15 protein-coding genes and 1 pseudogene are annotated in these 16070 nt (G+C 66.0%); 7 read left to right on the top strand and 9 right to left on the bottom strand.

Annotation, left to right across the window (positions count from 1 at the left end; translation table 11 throughout):
* Positions 1-137: 137 nt before the first annotated feature.
* On the top strand, positions 138-326 hold the full coding sequence (locus ACZ499_RS39630; protein WP_468682011.1) for a hypothetical protein: 189 nt from the start codon (positions 138-140) through the stop codon (positions 324-326).
* Positions 327-650: 324 nt separating this feature from the next.
* Here ACZ499_RS39630 and ACZ499_RS39625 read toward each other — a convergent pair whose 3' ends face one another.
* On the bottom strand, positions 651-1775 hold the full coding sequence (locus tag ACZ499_RS39625) for a helix-turn-helix domain-containing protein (RefSeq protein WP_468682008.1): 1125 nt from the start codon (positions 1773-1775) through the stop codon (positions 651-653).
* A 291-nt stretch (positions 1776-2066) separates the two neighbouring features.
* Here ACZ499_RS39625 and ACZ499_RS39620 point away from each other — a divergent pair, with 291 nt between their 5' ends.
* A complete protein-coding gene (locus ACZ499_RS39620) occupies positions 2067-3053 on the top strand; it encodes an MsnO8 family LLM class oxidoreductase (protein ID WP_468682006.1) in 987 nt (328 codons plus the stop codon).
* Between the two features lie 237 nt (positions 3054-3290).
* Here the strand turns inward: ACZ499_RS39620 and ACZ499_RS39615 are convergent, their stop codons facing one another.
* The 4 genes from ACZ499_RS39615 to ACZ499_RS39600 form a co-directional block, all read right to left on the bottom strand.
* A complete protein-coding gene (locus ACZ499_RS39615; RefSeq protein WP_468682004.1) occupies positions 3291-3608 on the bottom strand; it encodes a transposase in 318 nt (105 codons plus the stop codon).
* A 64-nt stretch (positions 3609-3672) separates the two neighbouring features.
* Entirely contained in the window at positions 3673-3951 is a 279-nt protein-coding gene (locus tag ACZ499_RS39610; protein WP_468682002.1) for an outer membrane protein assembly factor BamB family protein, read from the bottom strand.
* Positions 3952-4687: 736 nt separating this feature from the next.
* On the bottom strand, positions 4688-5260 hold the full coding sequence (locus ACZ499_RS39605) for a hypothetical protein (RefSeq protein ID WP_468682000.1): 573 nt from the start codon (positions 5258-5260) through the stop codon (positions 4688-4690).
* A gap of 352 nt (positions 5261-5612) precedes the next feature.
* Positions 5613-5984, bottom strand: coding sequence for a hypothetical protein (locus ACZ499_RS39600; protein ID WP_468681998.1), 372 nt, complete (start codon positions 5982-5984; stop codon positions 5613-5615).
* Positions 5985-6882: 898 nt separating this feature from the next.
* Between ACZ499_RS39600 and ACZ499_RS39595 the strand changes: the two genes are divergently transcribed.
* Positions 6883-7620 carry a hypothetical protein gene (locus ACZ499_RS39595; RefSeq protein ID WP_468681996.1) on the top strand — a complete coding sequence of 246 codons (738 nt, stop codon included), beginning with the start codon at positions 6883-6885 and terminating at the stop codon, positions 7618-7620.
* Positions 7621-7916: 296 nt separating this feature from the next.
* Here ACZ499_RS39595 and ACZ499_RS39590 read toward each other — a convergent pair whose 3' ends face one another.
* Positions 7917-8585 (bottom strand): nSTAND1 domain-containing NTPase, encoded by a 669-nt coding sequence (locus ACZ499_RS39590; RefSeq protein WP_468681994.1) that lies wholly within the window; start codon positions 8583-8585, stop codon positions 7917-7919.
* Between the two features lie 785 nt (positions 8586-9370).
* On the opposite strand from ACZ499_RS39590, the gene ACZ499_RS39585 reads away from it, so the two are divergent.
* The 3 genes from ACZ499_RS39585 (at position 9371) to ACZ499_RS39575 (ending at position 13405) form a co-directional block, all read left to right on the top strand.
* Entirely contained in the window at positions 9371-11386 is a 2016-nt protein-coding gene (locus tag ACZ499_RS39585; protein ID WP_468681992.1) for a collagenase, read from the top strand.
* A gap of 270 nt (positions 11387-11656) precedes the next feature.
* Positions 11657-11887, top strand: a complete 231-nt coding sequence (locus ACZ499_RS39580; protein WP_468681990.1) for a hypothetical protein — start codon at positions 11657-11659, stop codon at positions 11885-11887.
* A gap of 1146 nt (positions 11888-13033) precedes the next feature.
* Positions 13034-13405, top strand: coding sequence for a hypothetical protein (locus ACZ499_RS39575; RefSeq protein ID WP_468681988.1), 372 nt, complete (start codon positions 13034-13036; stop codon positions 13403-13405).
* 68 nt (positions 13406-13473) lie between these two features.
* Here ACZ499_RS39575 and ACZ499_RS39570 read toward each other — a convergent pair whose 3' ends face one another.
* The 3 genes and pseudogenes from ACZ499_RS39570 to ACZ499_RS39560 all read right to left on the bottom strand — a co-directional run bounded on the left by ACZ499_RS39570 (position 13474) and on the right by ACZ499_RS39560 (position 15762).
* Complete coding sequence (locus ACZ499_RS39570) at positions 13474-14055, bottom strand: ISAs1 family transposase (protein ID WP_468681986.1); 582 nt, start codon at positions 14053-14055, stop codon at positions 13474-13476.
* 40 nt (positions 14056-14095) lie between these two features.
* A pseudogene (locus tag ACZ499_RS39565) lies at positions 14096-14323 on the bottom strand (transposase family protein); the annotation flags it as partial.
* Positions 14324-14904: 581 nt separating this feature from the next.
* A complete protein-coding gene (locus ACZ499_RS39560; protein WP_468681985.1) occupies positions 14905-15762 on the bottom strand; it encodes an ASCH domain-containing protein in 858 nt (285 codons plus the stop codon).
* 90 nt (positions 15763-15852) lie between these two features.
* Here ACZ499_RS39560 and ACZ499_RS39555 point away from each other — a divergent pair.
* Positions 15853-16070, top strand: a 218-nt coding sequence (locus ACZ499_RS39555; RefSeq protein ID WP_468682021.1) for a transposase, incomplete at its 3' end; no start/stop codon positions are given.

Below are 16070 nucleotides of genomic sequence, written 5' to 3'. Positions count from 1 at the left end.
TGACGCCCAGGCCAACAGGTTCACCACCGCTCCCACCCGGTGAGCGTGTTGGCCATCGCGGGGGGTAAGGCGAGGAGGGGGGGGCGCCCAGCACAGCCCCCCCCCCTCTCCTCGCGCACACCATCGGAGAACTCCTCATGGGCTTTCTGTACGTTGCCTTCTTCGCAGCGATCCTCTACCTCGTGCCGGTGACCCTGCTGTGCCGGAGGATCGCGAACAGGACCACGGCGCGGACGGGCTGGGCCATGGCCTTCCTGCTGATCGCCCTCCCGGTCATCCTGCTGACGATCGGCGCGATGATCGATGCGGCGAGAGCTGCCACATGACTGACTCACCTTGCCAACCCTGGGTGTCAATTCAACGGCTGATCCTGGTTGTCGGGGTTCAAGTTGCTGGTCGGGGTGAGCCGGCTCTCGAGGTGAGCGGCCACCCTCATCAGGCGTGCACCCCGGGCAGATGCCCGTGCACTCCTACCAGCTGATCGGCTACACCAGGAAGAGGGGCACGATCGGCGGCATGCCACCTCCGCATCCGCCGCCCGAGCGGCCCGCGTCACGCAGCCCGGGCCACGTCCGCGCGGTCCCGGCCTTCCTCCGCCGCCGTGGCGGCACCGCACTCAGTCCCTATCGCGTGATGTGCTCACTGTGTCGTCACTTGGTTGGAGGGGCAGCCGGATCGCGGTGATGTGGGTGTCGCTTTGGGCCGCCTCTTCGTTCCTGGCCCGGTCGGTCGCGGTCGACGTCAGGCGTGCAGAGCTGCTGGACACTTGGTGCCGCACTCAAGGACCGGGCGGCTGCGCGGTGTTCGCCGGGTGTGATCCCGTACGTCTTGCGGAACGCACGGCCGAAAGCGGTGGCGCTGGTGAAGCCCCAGCGGGCCGCGATGGCCTCGACGGTGCGGCGGCTCGACTCGGGGCAGGCCAGCTCGGCGTGGCAGCGGGCTAGTCGGCGTCGGCGGATCGTTTCGGCGACACTCACGGGCTGGTCGCGAAAGAGTGTGTAGAGGCCGCGCAGGGACATGTTGTGCTGGTCGGCGACGGCTTGGGGCGTCAGCTCGCGGTCGTCGAGGTTGTCGTCGATGAACTGGAGGACGCGCTGGAGCATCGCCTGGGCGTGCGCCTGGGCCGGTATCGGAACCGGTGTCTCGTCCCGGGCCTGGGCCCCGAGCCGTTGTGCCAGGCACGCGGTGGCAAGGTCGAGGGCGACTGAGCCCAGGCGGAGCAACTCGTCGGGTTCGCACCGGGGGCCGTGGTGGTGCAAGGAGCGCAGGAAGTCGGCCAGGATCTTGGCCGTCCCTCCGCCGGCTCCCGCATGCACGGGGCCTGGCTGTGCGAGGATGCGATCCACCCTGTCGGACCGTAGGGGCAGGACCGTACGGGGGATCTGCAGCACGATCGCCTCGACCGCCCCGTAGTCGCTGAAGCAGATGTTCTCCATCGGGCGTGAGGTGTCCGTCAGGACGAGACCCCCCGCCACCACGGACGCATTGCGCAAACGGGCGATGTTGAAGGCGCCTTGGGTGGCGAGGGCCAGTTGATACGACCCGGGATCGTCCCGCCGGACGGGGGCCGCCGTCCGGCGCGAGCACACCCTCGAGAACGCGACCGATGAAACCCTCACCGGGCCGAGGTTCAGCCCGGTGTGCTGGGCGTGGACGTCTGACGTGCGCTGGGTGCTGAGTGGTGCGGACGTCAGCTCGCTCGGCACCATCTCACAGAACCAGCCTGACCCGTCGGCCGACGCCACGGTGTCGGCAGAGACCGCGGACCGTCTCATGGCATCCCCCTTGCTCGCGACGCGACACCAACCGGCTGGTCAACCGGCGGACGCGCAGCCACACTTCCCACTGGAAGCAAAAGATCGACTGTCCGGTACCAACACCGTTGCGGGGTCCTGCATTCCGCGGCGGCGTCGGACCGCACAGGGGCGGAGGCGGACGCGATCACTTCCAACGAGCGGCCAGCCATGGATCGTTCGGAGTGCGAGACCGGTACGCGGTCCGGGCACTGTGGCAGTCGAGACCACCGCGCCTGAGGCAGACACCGATCCCTTCCTTATGCTGGCGGCATGATCGATGTGCCGATATCAGCGCTGGAAGTCGCCGTGGTCGAATCAGGGACCCGTGGCGTGGAGACCCTGCGGGACACCGCTCTCTTCGCTCGCAGGCTCGAACTACTGGGGTACCACCGGATCTGGTACGCCGAGCACCACCATTCGCCCGCAATCGGCGCGTTCCCGCCCGTGGTCCTGATCGCTCACGCGGCGGCCTCGACCTCATCGATCCGGATCGGGTCGGGCGGAGTGCTGGCGCCCAACCATGCGCCCATCACGCTGGCGGAGCAGTTCGCAACACTGGCCGCGTTGCACGAGGACCGCATCGACCTGGGCATCGGCCGCGGCCCCGGCACCTTCGACGAGGCCACCGCGCGCGCATTGCGCCGCGGAGCCGGACCGGCGACGGACGCGCAGTACCACGATGACGTCGCCGCGATCCTGTCCTTTCTGGTCGACGAAGTGGCACTCGGCCCCCTGCCGGAGCCTTGGCTGTTGTGCTCCAGTACCGCAGGCGCCGCCCTCGCCGCGCGACTGGGCCTGCCGATCGCCGTCGCCCACCACATCCGGCCCGACAACACCTTCGCGGTGCTGGAGCGCTACCGTGCCGAGTTCATCCCGTCCTTTTGGAGTGAGCAGCCCCGGGTTGTGGTGTGCGTGGAGGCGATATGCGCTGAGACGGAGCAGGAAGCTGCGTGGCGAGCCGGACCCATGGATGTCGTCAAGGCCGGGCTACTCAAAGGTCTGAGCGAGATTCCCTTCCCCACGCCCGCGGATGCCGCCGCCCATCCCTTCACGGCGGAGGAACGGCAGGCGCTTGCCGGTTTCCGTGCACAGCAGGCGTGTGGGACGCCCGAGGCCGTCGTACGCCGGCTCGCGCAACTGGCTGCCGAGACCGGAGCGGACGAACTCATGCTGACCACACCTGTCTACGACATCGACGCCCGCGTGCGCTCCTACGAGCTCATCAAGAAGCACTGCGAGGCCACGAAAGCACTGTGACGACCGCGCGGTATACCGTCCGTCCTGACCCGCCCACCAGAGCTGCCCCGCGCGCCGCATCAAGGAGGGTAAGACCCGACGCGAGATCGTCCGCTGCCTCGAGCGCTATGCGGCCCGGGAGGTCTTCCACCTGGTCGGACGGTACAGCCAGGACCTCGGTCATAGGGGCCGTGAGACGTAGGGCAGAGTCGTTCAAAAGGTTTCTGAGCAGGTACGGCGAAGTCGACTACTGATCGTTTATGGTGAAGTTTCCCCGTGATGCTGGACGGCCGCCCACGACGCCGCTTTTCGCAGCACCTCGATCGTCTCGGCCTGCTCATGGTTCTGCCGCCGCAGCCGACGCCGTTCCTCCCGCTCCGCGCTTGTGAGCTCGCCCGGCGTCCCCTGTCCGCGGTCGATCGTGTCCTGTTTGAGCCAGTTCCGCAGGCCCTCGGCACTGACCCCGATCTCCCGGGCCACCTCGGTGACGGTCTTGCCGGAGGAGCGGACCAGCGCGACCGCGTCGCGCGTGAACTCCTCCGAGTACCGCCTGCTGCGGTTGCTGTTGCTTCCCACCTGGCACCACTTCCTCTGGAACCTCACGTTCCAGTCTCCAGGTGTCCAACATCAAGGGGAAGCTTCACTTCTGTATCCTCGCCAGCTGCCTGCCACCGGTGTACGTGCCGCCCACGCACGGCCGGCCGTTGTAGAGGGCGGGGGCATCCGTCCACAGGGGCGTGCCGTCACTCACCCGGGACGCCGTGGTCTTCTTGCGCTTGGCGCTCACGACGACCGTGTCCGCGGTGCGGGCGATGCGGGTGCGCTCGCTCGCGAAGTTGTTCCGGTCATCCGCGAGCGGCTGCTGCCACAGGAGCGAGCCCGAGGCGAGGTCGACAGCGAAGGCGAGGCGACCCCGCACCCCGCGACGAAGACGATGGCAGCCCCGCACCCCTGGGCACGTCTTCCCGATAGCGCCGGGCCAACGCTCGGGGGAAGACCGCATTGCGGTGGGCGGGGCCATCGCCGACCTCAAACGCCGAGAAGCGGAACGCGCACAAGGCCAGCGCCAGCGCCCGCCGCCACCGGAGTGGAGCATCGAGCACGCCCTCAGTAGGCCCCATCTGCTGATCGTCGTCCACACCGGCGAGTGCTGGCTGCTCCGCAAGGCTGGACGCATGCGCCCCATCGACCGCGACACCGCCCGCCAAGACGCCAGCCGGAACGCGGCTACTCCGTCCGCGCCGACAACACCACCATGAGCACCGACGACCTTCTCAACGGCAGGCTCGTCGGCGAGTCGGGCTTGCCGCTCTCCAGCCCACCGAGTTCATCAACCTGAAGGTCACCGTCACCGTCGACCAGGGATGACCCGCACCCCATCCAGGCACGACCACCCACGTGGTGCGGCTGGCCACCTGGCCGCGCCACGATTCCGGGTCCTGACTGTCCACCTGCTGCCTGTCAGCCGACGACACCGCCAACCGTAGATCGTGACGGCTCCTTGACCAGCAACGATCACGGCATGGCTGGCCAACTACCCGCCGAGGTCACATTCCCTCACGATCTACTCAGAGCCCAGGACCGAGGTAGTGCCCCCTTCCGCCGACAACTGACCCCCAGTACGCGGCTTGACAAGCATGAGCTCTGAGATCAGCTCACTGCACGCCGCGCTCGATCGCCTTCTTGATGGCCGACAAGTGACGCGCTTTCGCCGCCGCTAAACCGTGAAAATATTTGGCATTTCTGTTTATTTCCTGCAATTGAAGTTTCTTCTCTGTGTCCGACCAGACGGATATCAGGTTTGCGCTTTCTTTGCATCTCACATCCGCCACTGCCGCGATGATCTCATTCCGTGAAGGGTTGCCATACTCGCCATCGGTCCACCATTTCTTATCCCGCACCGAATCGTAGGGAGTCGCATAGTTCAAGCCTTCATTCTTCATGCATTCACTCCACCTCCCCATTGCATCCGAAACGGGTTGCTGAGTCTCGGATTCTTTCAGTGTCCGCGAGCTGAGCTCATTCAGTAGGCGGTAGTCGAGATCTGATCCGTAGAGTTCCGCATGAGCCTTCCGGCCGCACCCGCCCGGATTGCGATTCAGCTCCGCGCTCTCCTTGGGTGACAAGCGTGATTCGCGCGCCTGCTCGGCCCTCTGTGTCCCGTCCGGATCACGTAGCTCTATCGGTGAGTGGTATCCGTAGCGCTCTGCGACGGAAATTTCAACCACTCCATACCTCCTCCTATTGGCAATGTCTGGGGATTGGGATGGACGGTTCAGTCGCTCCCAGCTTATTCCCCTATCCGCCATGCAGGCGCTTATGAGAAGGTCTGCAGCATTAAGGTAGAGGTTGTATTCAGAAGCGCGTAGCTCATAGGCGTCGAATGGAAGATGAAGGGATTTCACATTCCCGTCCGGAGGCGGGGGTGGTGTGATGACCCCCTCCGCGCGCCCGGGCGTACACGCGACCAAAAAGCCGAACATCAGGATGTATGCGGTGTAGTTGGCTTTATGCATCGGCCCCGTCCGCAACCTTGCTCGCGGGTGCCGAAATGGATCTGTCGGCACCCGCGAGAATAGCCTAGTGGAAGACCAGCGAACTGGCCACGTTATCGAACCCGTTATTGGTGAAGTCTAAGTCGTCGGAATACGGCTTGGCGTAGTAATTATCGCCAACATATCCCGGGTACGAATAGAGGTCCACGCCATGCGAGGTGAGATTCTGCATGGAACTCGCACCGTTGTCACACGAGCCGCCGGCGTTAGTCCAGTTCTTCGTCCGGAAGTCGTACCAGGTTCCGTAGAATCGACAGAACCCACCTCCGTGATTGTCGTGCTGGAAAAGGACGAATCCGCCCTCCTGGGTGCCAGCAGAAGCGGCCGGAGCTTGTGCCACCATGCCAGATCCGATCAGTGCGGCGATTCCGAGCCCTACGAGCGCTGTTCGTTTCACGAAATTCCTCTCTCACGGTACGGACGGCTGACGCAATTTTGGAAATTACGCCAAGCCTGAATGGTCAAACCGCAGTAAATGGCGATCCGAGATCCATGTCAACCCCGCCTGGGATGTGTGAATCACCGACCGCAGCATCAGGTGATTCGGATTCAATGAGTCCGCTCCCTTTTGGTGCGGCCGGCCTGCTGATGTGCCGGGACGACAGGACCGATTCGAAGCCTGAGCAATATCTGGCGCTGCCGGACACCTCGACGTGAGGATCCGGAGCGTGGGTTCTGCGACGGCAGCGGAGCCCGGCTTTGGTAGTGCCGAGCCACCCAGGCGGACATCACGCCGCCCCCGACCCCGGCCCACCAGGCCAGGACGTCTCCGTCCCGGATGCCGGTCTCGTTGGAGCACACGTCGCGCAAGGTTCCGCTGCCGTTGTGGTGCCCGAACGTCCGCGTCTCGCCAAGGTTGATCTTGAGGTCCAGGTACGCGGTACGGCCATCAGGCTCGGTGTCGCCGATACCGAATGGCGAGCAGAGCGAGCTTCTTTCCCATGTGCTTCGTCTCCTGCGGCAGAGTTCCGGTGGTCCCGGCGGGTGTTGTCCACCGGGTCACCAGATTCCTGACGGCCCGATTGTCCGTCCACGAAAAGTGGGGAAATCGCAGTTCAGCCGCGGACAATCGGCATTGTCCGGCGGACAGGAGAGGCCCGCTCGGCGGTCTGGGAGCGGAACGGCGCGGCCTGACCACGGATTCGGCGGCCCCGTCAGCGCGCTGGTCGTCGTCGGCTGACGCGCGCAGCGGGCGAGCGTCGGAGCGGGCCACCTCACCGGGAGGCGCGATCGCCAAGGTGCGGTCCTGGGGCTCTACCCAACGCGCACGCTGATAGATCCGTCCCGGAGGATCGGTGAAGGGCGCTGCCTGGCCAAAGTTTATCCGCGGGCTGGAGGCGGCTCAGCGCACCAGCACCGTCGAACACGTACGGTGCCTGTGGGCCGAATGCACCCCCTTCCTCGAAAACCTGGACGCCGCAGCCCGCGCCGAGGTGAACCAGGCCCTGGCAGAGGCCCGGACGCGGCTGGCCAGCCACGAGGACTACCAACAGCGCGTCTTCACCGAGCTCGCCACAGCGGTCGCCGAGAAGCGGGCCTTCGACGTCCGCTCCCAGCTGCAGACCGCCATGACCCTCACCCGGCGCGGCGCCAGCGCCAGGGAGCAGCGCGTCCTGGCCACGGCCCGCGCCTTCCTCCGCGAGTACAACCACCTCCCGCCCCCGGGCAGGTCCGCACCGTTCTCAATCCCCTTCCGCCGCGCTCCAACCCTGACCGGAAGCGGTACAAGCCGCGCGCAGTCCCCAGGCCACAGGAAGTGGTCAAGGAAGCAGCCGAAGAAGCCGAATAGCGCCCGGGCCGAACGGCGGGAACGCCGCGCGGCAGTCGCACAGGGCCGGGGCATCCCGAAACGTCTCAGCCAGCGGTCCCGTCTTTCTGCCGATGGGCAGCGGGAGCTGATGAAAAAGCTGGACACGGCGGTCAAGACCGCCGGGGACTGGCTCTCCTCGGACGAGCGGCACGACGCCAGATCCCGGCTCAGCAAGCCGCCCCCCGGCGAAGAAGCAGGCCCGGGAACACCCGGCGCGCCGTGAACGCGATCCGGCTGTACTGGAATCCGCCGCGGCCGCTGTCCGCGGGGCCCTGAAGAAGGCCTGTGGGCATCGCGGTAAGCGTCGGCGCTTACATCCTGGGAGTGATCGCCACCCCGCTTGGCCTGCGCCTCGTCTATACGACTGGGGAACTCATCCGGCACACACCAGCTGCCTCCCTCACTCCTGGCCACCGCCGGCAGCAAAAGGCAACGGAAGCACTCGGCTACGTGGTGGAGACCAGACTCGCGGACAGGCTTGGTGAGGACAGCGTCTTCCGAGGCAGAGTGGCTGAGTGGCTAGCAGCCCACCGTCCCCCTGATGCCCAGCCAGCCGCGAGGGACGGATGGGAGGATGAACTGCTCGGAGACCTCTGGACTCGCCGTTGGGCAGTCCACTTCGCGGTGCACGTCGAAAGCGTGGTTGAGCAGCTGCAAGCGGACCAATTCCGCATCCTTGGGCGACTTCGCGGTACCTCCGATCCCATCGCCTTGGAGCATCACCGACTCCAAGCCGAAGGAGACCTCCGCACCATGTACGAGAGCGGCTCCTCCAGCGCCCATCCTGTGCCGGCCAGGGCCCCGATGGTGGTGCGGACCGTGAGCTCGCAGGCGAAGGCGAAGTCGATGTTTGCGGTCCTGGACGACACGGATGGCCCTGGTGAAGGTTCGATGGCACCGCATCGTTGCCGAGGATGTGTCGAGCTGTCGATCGAATTGAGGATCAAGGGCCCTGGCAGAGGCGTTGGGCGTGTTGGTGGGTAATGAGGCAGGTGGCGAGGCCGGCCGGGGCCAGGTGTGTAGGAGCGCGTCGTGGCTGATCTCGATGGTGTGGGTGTCGACGGTGACGAGCCTGGCCTCGACGAACCGGTAGAGGATGTCGTCCGTGTCAATGGTGTGGTCGCCGGCCAGGTCCGACCATGGGACACGGCGCCGGGTGTCGGCGGTTTCCTCGCCGACCCGCACCATCCGCAGGAAGAGCGCGCGGGCCCGCTCGCGCCGGGCGGGGCTGAGAGTTCGTACTGTGAATCGAACAGGATCCTTACCGCCCGTGACGGCTCCCCGTGATCGATGCTGTTGGTGATCTTTCCGGGGTCCGCTGGAGCCGTGCCGTTGCGCCTTGTGCCCCATGACGGTCTCGTTGCCAACGGCCGTGCTCCCACACTGTCTTCGCTAAGAGCCGTGGCTTACCGGACCGGCGGGTGACCGGTGGCTGCCGGAACGCGACGGCACTCGCACTGAAGATCACCAACAGCATCCAAGATCTGTGCCAGAGCCCTGCTCTCAAACCGCCCGAGCCAGACTCGCGGGCGGCGTCGTCCGGCGGCTTTCTGCTTCACCTGCGACCGGCCGGTGAAGTCCTCGCCGCTCCACGGCCCGGCCGGGCCGGTTCCGTACCCATGTCGCCGTCGTGTCACCGGGGTTGCTCACCCGTACCACCCGTGCCACCCGTGCGGTCCGGGGCGGAATCCGCGCACCAGAGCGGGGGATGGAGGGACGCCGGCTCACCTCAAGGGCGGCGATCGAGCCCGGAATCGGGCATGGGTATGCCCGATGATCATGTGATTTCGTCAGAAATCTCCCAATCCCGGACAGGATCCCACCTCTGACGGCTCACCAGTTTCTTCTGTTGCCTGCAGCCCTCTTTAACTGCCATGTGAACTGTGAAATTGTACGGTCACACTTTCCGCGGGCATAACAGCTCCGGAAGGGCTCAACTTCCGTTGCCATTGCGGTCCGCACCCCCCACTGCCGTGCCCCACGCACGGCTGCCGACCGGCCTGGAGGCCATCGCCATGCGCAGACCCCCCACACTCAAGAATCTCGCCCAACTGCTGATCCCTACCGTGGCTGCCGCCACCCTGGGGCTCACCATGCTCGCGCCCAACGGCGCGGCGGCCCCGGCCGACGCCGGGGCACCCAAGCCCGCGCCGAGGTCGACCCCTGGCCCACAGCCCGCCTCCGCCACCGTGCTTGCCGCCGATCTCGCACCCGGACACGCAGCCGACCCCGCGCGATCGGCCACGAAGACCTCGAACTCCGCGCAACGCCCTCCGCTCCCCGCGGCCCAGAACGCCGCAGAGCGCAAGCAGGCCCACTCGGCGGCGAAGACCGCGGCGGGCTGCAACGTCAGCGACTTCACCTCGAAGTCCGGCGCCGCCCTGGTCGAGCAGATCAAGAAATCGGAAACCGCCTGTATCAACACGCTGTTCAGCGTCACCGGTCAGGACTCCAAGGCTCTCTTCCGCGAGGAACAGATGGTCACGGTGGCGAACGCACTCAAGGACGTCGCGGCCAACTATCCGGGGAACAACAGCACTTACGCGACCCCGGTGGTGCTGTACCTGCGCGCCGGCTACTACATCCAGTACAACCAGCCGGAGAACGTCGGCGAATACGGCCCGACGCTGAAGAGCGCCAGTCAGGGCGCCCTGGACGCCTTCTTCGGCTCGTCCCACGCCTTCGACGTCACCGAGGCCAACGGACAGACCCTGGCCGAGACGGTCACCCTGATCGACAGCTCCGGAGAGAACGCCCGCTTCCTCGGCGTGGTCAAGCGTCTGCTGAAGGACTACAACGCGTCGTATGACCCGTTCTACTGGATGGTCTCGGCGGTCAACAACACCTACACCGTCCTCTTCCGCGGCCACCAGGTGCCGGAGTTCGTGGCAGCCGTGAAGGCGGACCCGAGCGTCCTCACCGGACTGCGCGACTTCGCCGTCGCCCACGACGGTCTGCTCGGCACCGACAAGTCCTATCTGACCGCCAACGCCGGACGCGAACTCGGCCGCTTCCTGCGCCACGCCGACTTCAAGGGCACCGTTACGCCGTTGGTCAAGGAGCTGCTCGGCCGCAGCCAGATGACTGGACGCACCGCCCAGCTCTGGGTCGGCCTCGCCGAGATGACGAACGAGTACGACAAGGCGAGCTGTGCCGAGTACAACACCTGTGACCTGCAGAACCGTATACGCGACGCCGTGCTGACGGTCAAGCACACCTGCGGTCCGAGCGCGAAGATCCTCGCGCAGGAGCTGACCGCGTCCGAACTGTCGGCCATGTGCGACAGCATCCTGAAGCAGGACCCGTTCTTCCACAAGATCGTCAAGGACAACGGTCCGGTCAAGGACGACAACAACACCAGCATCGAGATCGTCGCCTTCAACTCCAGTACCGACTACAAGACCTACGCCGGTGTCGTCTTCGGCGTTGACACCAACAACGGCGGCATATACCTGGAAGGCGACCCGGCCGCGCAGGGCAACCAGCCGCGCTTCATCGCCTACGAGCAGCGGGCCCAGGACGGCGCCTTCCAGATCTGGAACCTCAACCACGAGTACACGCACTACCTCGACGGCCGGTACGATATGCACGGCGACTTCGCGGCCGGGCAGACCACGCCGACCGTGATGTGGGTCGAGGGCTTCGCCGAGTACATCTCCTACTCGTACCGCGGCGTCACCTACGACAGGGCGGTCGAGGAGGCGGGCAAGAACACCTACAAGCTCAGCCAGCTCTTCGAGAACACCTATGCGAACGCCGACACCACCCGCATCTACCAGTGGGGCTATCTCGGCGTCCGCTACATGCTCCAGTCTCACCCCGCGGATGTGGCCACTGTGCTCGGCCACTACCGCGCAGGCGAGTACGACGCGGCGCACAGCCTGCTCCGCGACACCATCGGCACCAAGTACGACGCCGACTTCTCCGACTGGCTGAGCAAGTGCGCCGGCGGCAAGTGCGGCCAACTGCCGGCCCGCAGCGGCCGCTGACCGGGGCCTCGGCCACCGGCAAGAACTGAGCCAGGAGAGCCTGGTGTCCCGCGCATCGTTCGTGCGCGGGACACCAGGCTTCTCAACTGTCCCGGTTCATCGGCCAATCCCCTGAATGCGCGGGGCTCCTGCGGGACCTCGTTCAGGGACACCTTCTTCTGGGAAGTCGGCGAGGGAGTGCCGGCGGACCCCCGGCGGACGCGGTCCGGGCCTGACATGCGGCGGGCGGTGCGGGCGACGTCGGCGAGCGGACCGTCGACATCCGGCAGGATGAACCGGGCCCGGGCGGAGGGCCAGTTCGCCGAAGCCGGTGGGGTCCAGCATGCTGTCCCGGCCGCGGTGGCGGCGCGCGATGAGGAACTGGTCCCACCAACAACCCGGAACTCCAAAGAACTTGATCAAGCCCTGAAATTGATCAAGCCCGGACTCAAGGCCGGCAGTCATCACGCGAACGTCGGCGGGACTCCTTACCGCGACCTCGCGGTGAAATTCCAGGAGTAGCACAGGAGCATGCCACATGCATGTGCCTGAACTCCCCAATTGGGGAGTTCACGCCGGGGGGCAGGATCCACACCGGCCCCAGGAGGCGAGGCCGGTCACTCAGCACGGCGCCTGACGGCGCAACTCACCTGCTGGCCCACGGGACAGAGAGCAGATGTTACCGCCGGCACCCCACGATCAGCGCCCCGTCTGACCTCGTACAAGGACGAACCTAGGACGACCGAAGGACCTGAGTCCATAGCGTCGAGGTGACAGGGGGCTGCCGGTCAGTACAGCGCAGAGCTCGCGCACGTCCGAAGCAGCCATCAATCCGATTGGGCCGAGAGGACAACAGATGAAGGCCATGAGGAAGACCGCCGGGCTGGCTGCGGCAGTCGCCGCCAGCTGTGGCCTGATTGCGGCTGCGCCAGCTGCCGCGCACGCCACCACGCCAGCTGCCGTACATGCCACCACGGACACTAGCGCGCGCCCGGCTGAGGCCAATCGCTGCTCCGGCAACGTGGACCTCCACCTGTACAACGGAAACGATCTGTGCCTTCCGGGGGGCTATGCGCATACCGTAACGGTCAATCAGTGCGGAGTTATTTGGATCCAGACGGGCGGGAGCTGGGTGGATTGGTACTGGGCCCTGCCTGGGTACCCGTATCAGTACCAACCTGGCTTTCCGCCGCAGTCCACGTGGTCCGATGGGAGGCTTCCCGTCTGCATCTCCACTGTAGATATCGACACCTGATAAGACCGAACCCATGCTGATGGGTTTGGGCGCGGACGAGCGAACCGTTCGTCTCCTGGTGCCGATACCTCCGGACTCCGTGTGCGGGGCGGGAATCCTGAACGCCGGCTCTTTGGCGGGCCGTACAGAGCCCCAAAACGCCCTGATTACCGTCTTACGCCGTTCTTCTCTCAACCGTCATCGCCACATTCCTGGCCCCGTCCTTGAACGGAGCCGTGGTCGTCGTCACAGCTGTCAACGCATTCGGGATCAAGGCAGCGACATGACTCGGCGACACCCGAAAACGGCGGCAGCAGGCACGAAATTCAGTCTCCGGAGTACAAACACAGTCGTCCGGGATCGTTCGAACCCGGCGCTGCATGTCGGCTAGCACAAAGGCTACTGGACCGACTTTCACGGAATGGGAGTACCAAGTGAAGAAACCGTTTTCCGGCCGCCGCATCGGCGCTGCCGCTGCCCTGTCTGCGGTCACCCTCGCTGGCGGCCTGGCGATCGCGCCGGCGGCATCCGCCAGCACGACCGCCGGAGACTCTGCGACTGCCACCGCACAAGGATCGCAAGTGATGAGGCCCGACGGCAACCCGCGGAGCTGCCTCGACATCCTCCAGACAGCCGGCTACTACGATCAAAACCCCGGTGCGTTCACGGTGATATGTAGCAGCGCGTATATCGCTGGCCTCACGAACCCGCTAACAGCCTTTGCCAGTTGCACAGCCGCAATGTATGGCTACAAAGTAAGCATGGGCACGGCGGGTTTCGCATGCCATGCGGCAGTATGGGGCTGAAACGGGGCGGTCAACGTCGCCAAGGCGGCCGGGCTGGCCGTGTCGGCTCGTGGAGCGCCAGGGCTTGATCAATTTCCCTCGGCTCCTGGGTTGTTGGTGATGCCCAGGAGTGGAAGTGCTCGTTCGGGTTGGTCGCGGATTGCGCGGGTGGTCTTGGCGATGTTGTCGGCTCCCAGGGTTCTGAGCAGGCCGATGGCAAGGTTGCGGAGGGTGGCCATGGCCCGGGGTGCGGTGCCGGTGTGGACGGTGGAGGCGTCCTCGGCGAAGGTCACGTCTCTCACGTGGTGCAGGGCTTCCACGGTCCAGTGGCCGCGGATCGCGGCGGCGAGCTCGGCGGGGCCGGCCTGGTGGGCGGCGAGGCTGGTGACGGCGTAGACCGTCTCGCGGGTTTCGCGTCGGCCGGTCTCTCTGCGGCGGCGGTGGACGCGGACGGCCAGACGGGCGTGAGGGAAGGCGATCCCGCCGAGTTCGTCCGCGATCCCGCAGGTCTTGACGGAGCGGGACTCGCGGCGGCCGTGTCCGGTGGAGGCCGTGGTGTGCTGGACGGGGATGTTCAGCCAGGGCAGGGCGACCCGGCGGCGCGGTGGCGGCCGGTGAGGTAGGCGCCGACGGCTCGGTCCAAAGCGTCCCGTCGACAGCCTGCAGGACATGCCCGATCGTGGTCCGTGAGGGAGTCCGGCGCCACTGGAGCGGATGGCGTCGCACGCCGACGGCCGCCAGCAGGGCGTGGGAAGCCCCCTCCGCCCACTCGGCGAGTTCGTCGACGCTCCTGGCTCCTGAGAGGGCCGCACAGGCACATATGAGGAGGATGGCGGTCAGCGAGTACCAGCGGCCCCGCCGCGTACGCGGGCCGGGCACCAGGTCCAGGTAGGGGCGCAGGTCAGCGACCCGCCCGTCGTCCAGCGGACCCAGCGTCATCACACTGCGGGGATAGGGGAGGATACAGCGGCAGGCACGAGCCACCTCATGATCGCTGAGCTTCGACACCCCAATGATCACGAAGCCTGTGCCTGCACTTCTATCCACCCCAACCGGTCACAGCCCCACTCAACCGCACGACTCCGGAACTCGACCAAGCCCTGGTTCCTGGCCACTCCCGAAATGCGCGAGGAGTTCGCCCGCCGGTTCGGCCCGCAGGCCGAGCCCAGCGCGACCGCTGCGTGAGGGCGGGCTGCTCGCAGTGGACCTGACGATTGATCTTGCGTGGCTGCTGGAGGTCTCCCGCACTTTGTTGAGCGATCCGGATGTCACGGACTGGGGATTCTCTGAACTAACCTAATAGCCTCCGAGTGAGGGATCCACGTTCGCACTTCGCTTCCGGCGAGGTGCTTCTTTGTTCCTGGGGTCGGGTCTGTGTCGGTGGCTCCTGTTAAGAAGCCGCATCTGAGGCTTGTATGACAAAAATGAGTTGGCCTCGGACAGGTTCTGATTTATGAAAACTGTGCGGTCAGGGGCTTGTCGTCACCTTGCGGCCCAGTCCGCGCTGGTACCTCCGCGGTTTAAGCGGCACCTGTCTTGCCGTTGATCTGGAAGGTGATTACGTCGACTTCGTCGGTTCCCGCCAGGTCTGGGTAGTGGCCTTTGAGGACTTCCCGGAGTTCGGTTGCGGTCGTGAGTCCCTCGGCTTGGGCGTCCTGGTTGGTGAGGTCGCTGACCAGGCAGTGCCTGATGCCGGTCACCTCGGCCGGCAGGACGACTTCGGGGTCGCTCTCGAACACCAGCCGTGCCGGGCCGAGCTGCGCCGGGTCCCGGAAGCGGGTGGTTTTGGCCTTGGCGCCGGAGCGGACGTCTTCGAGGTAGCGGGGGTTGAACCGAATGATCGGGGGGCCGGCCGTCTCGGGGTCTTGGTAGAGCGATGGGTCGAGACCGTTCATGCCCGCCTCCGGGGTCCATCGCTGAGCCAGCGGCATCAGGTCGGCGGCGAGCACGGACCTGAGCCCCGCGGGGGTGGGCACGATGACGCGCATGGTGGGGTAGTAGTCCACGAAGACCTGCCGATCGCGCCCGCACGGGCCGATGACCCCGCGCCCATGGTTTCCCACGGCGACGATGCAGCGCATCTGGCGGGCGCCCTGGGCCCGCGCAGTTCCCAGAGCTACGAGTTCGGCGCAGGGCCCGCCGGTGAAGTGGTAGAGGTTCACGCCGGCGAACATCCGGTAGTCGGCGGCCATGACCGCGGCGCCCACCGTGTGGATCCCGTCTTCATCGGGCCCGGCGTCGGTATGCGCGTCTATGGTGCGGCGTGCCAGCTCCACGAGCTCACGCTCGTCATCATCGAGAGCTCGTGCAGATGACGGGACGTACACCTTTTTGACCTTCCCTTCCTTCAGCAGTTGCCCAAGAGCATTCCACGCCACGCAGGCGGGCTCCACAGGGTTTTGGCTTGCCTTGGCTGGACCCTTAGAGATCATCTCATTTGGTGGGTTGGGTAGTCTGTCTGTGTGTTGATGGTGGAGCGGTTGGTGCCGGACGGGTTGTGGGAGTTGTTTCAGCGGGTGGTGCCGGAGGCGCCGACGCGTCCTCAAGGTGGCGGTCGGCGTCGGTACGGGGACCGTGAGGTGCTGGCGGCGATCATCTTCGTGGCGACGACGGGGTGCACGTGGTCGCAGGTCCCGCCGGTGTTCGGCCCCTCCGGAGCGACGGCCCACCGTCGGTTCATGGAGTG

The sequence above is a fragment of the Streptomyces sp. NPDC031265 genome, from assembly GCF_055570295.1.
This window is presented reverse-complemented; position numbering and strand designations above follow the sequence as displayed.

Bases quoted from the DNA above. Each gene is read 5' to 3' on its own strand.
- ACZ499_RS39630 (WP_468682011.1), top strand. From the start codon at position 138: ATGGGCTTTCTGTACGTTGCCTTCTTCGCAGCGATCCTCTACCTCGTG.
- ACZ499_RS39625 (WP_468682008.1), bottom strand. From the start codon at position 1,775: ATGAGACGGTCCGCGGTCTCTGCCGACACCGTGGCGTCGGCCGACGGG.
- ACZ499_RS39620 (WP_468682006.1), top strand. From the start codon at position 2,067: ATGATCGATGTGCCGATATCAGCGCTGGAAGTCGCCGTGGTCGAATCA.
- ACZ499_RS39590 (WP_468681994.1), bottom strand. From the start codon at position 8,585: ATGGTGCGGGTCGGCGAGGAAACCGCCGACACCCGGCGCCGTGTCCCA.
- ACZ499_RS39580 (WP_468681990.1), top strand. From the start codon at position 11,657: ATGAACCGGGCCCGGGCGGAGGGCCAGTTCGCCGAAGCCGGTGGGGTC.
- ACZ499_RS39570 (WP_468681986.1), bottom strand. From the start codon at position 14,055: ATGTCCTGCAGGCTGTCGACGGGACGCTTTGGACCGAGCCGTCGGCGC.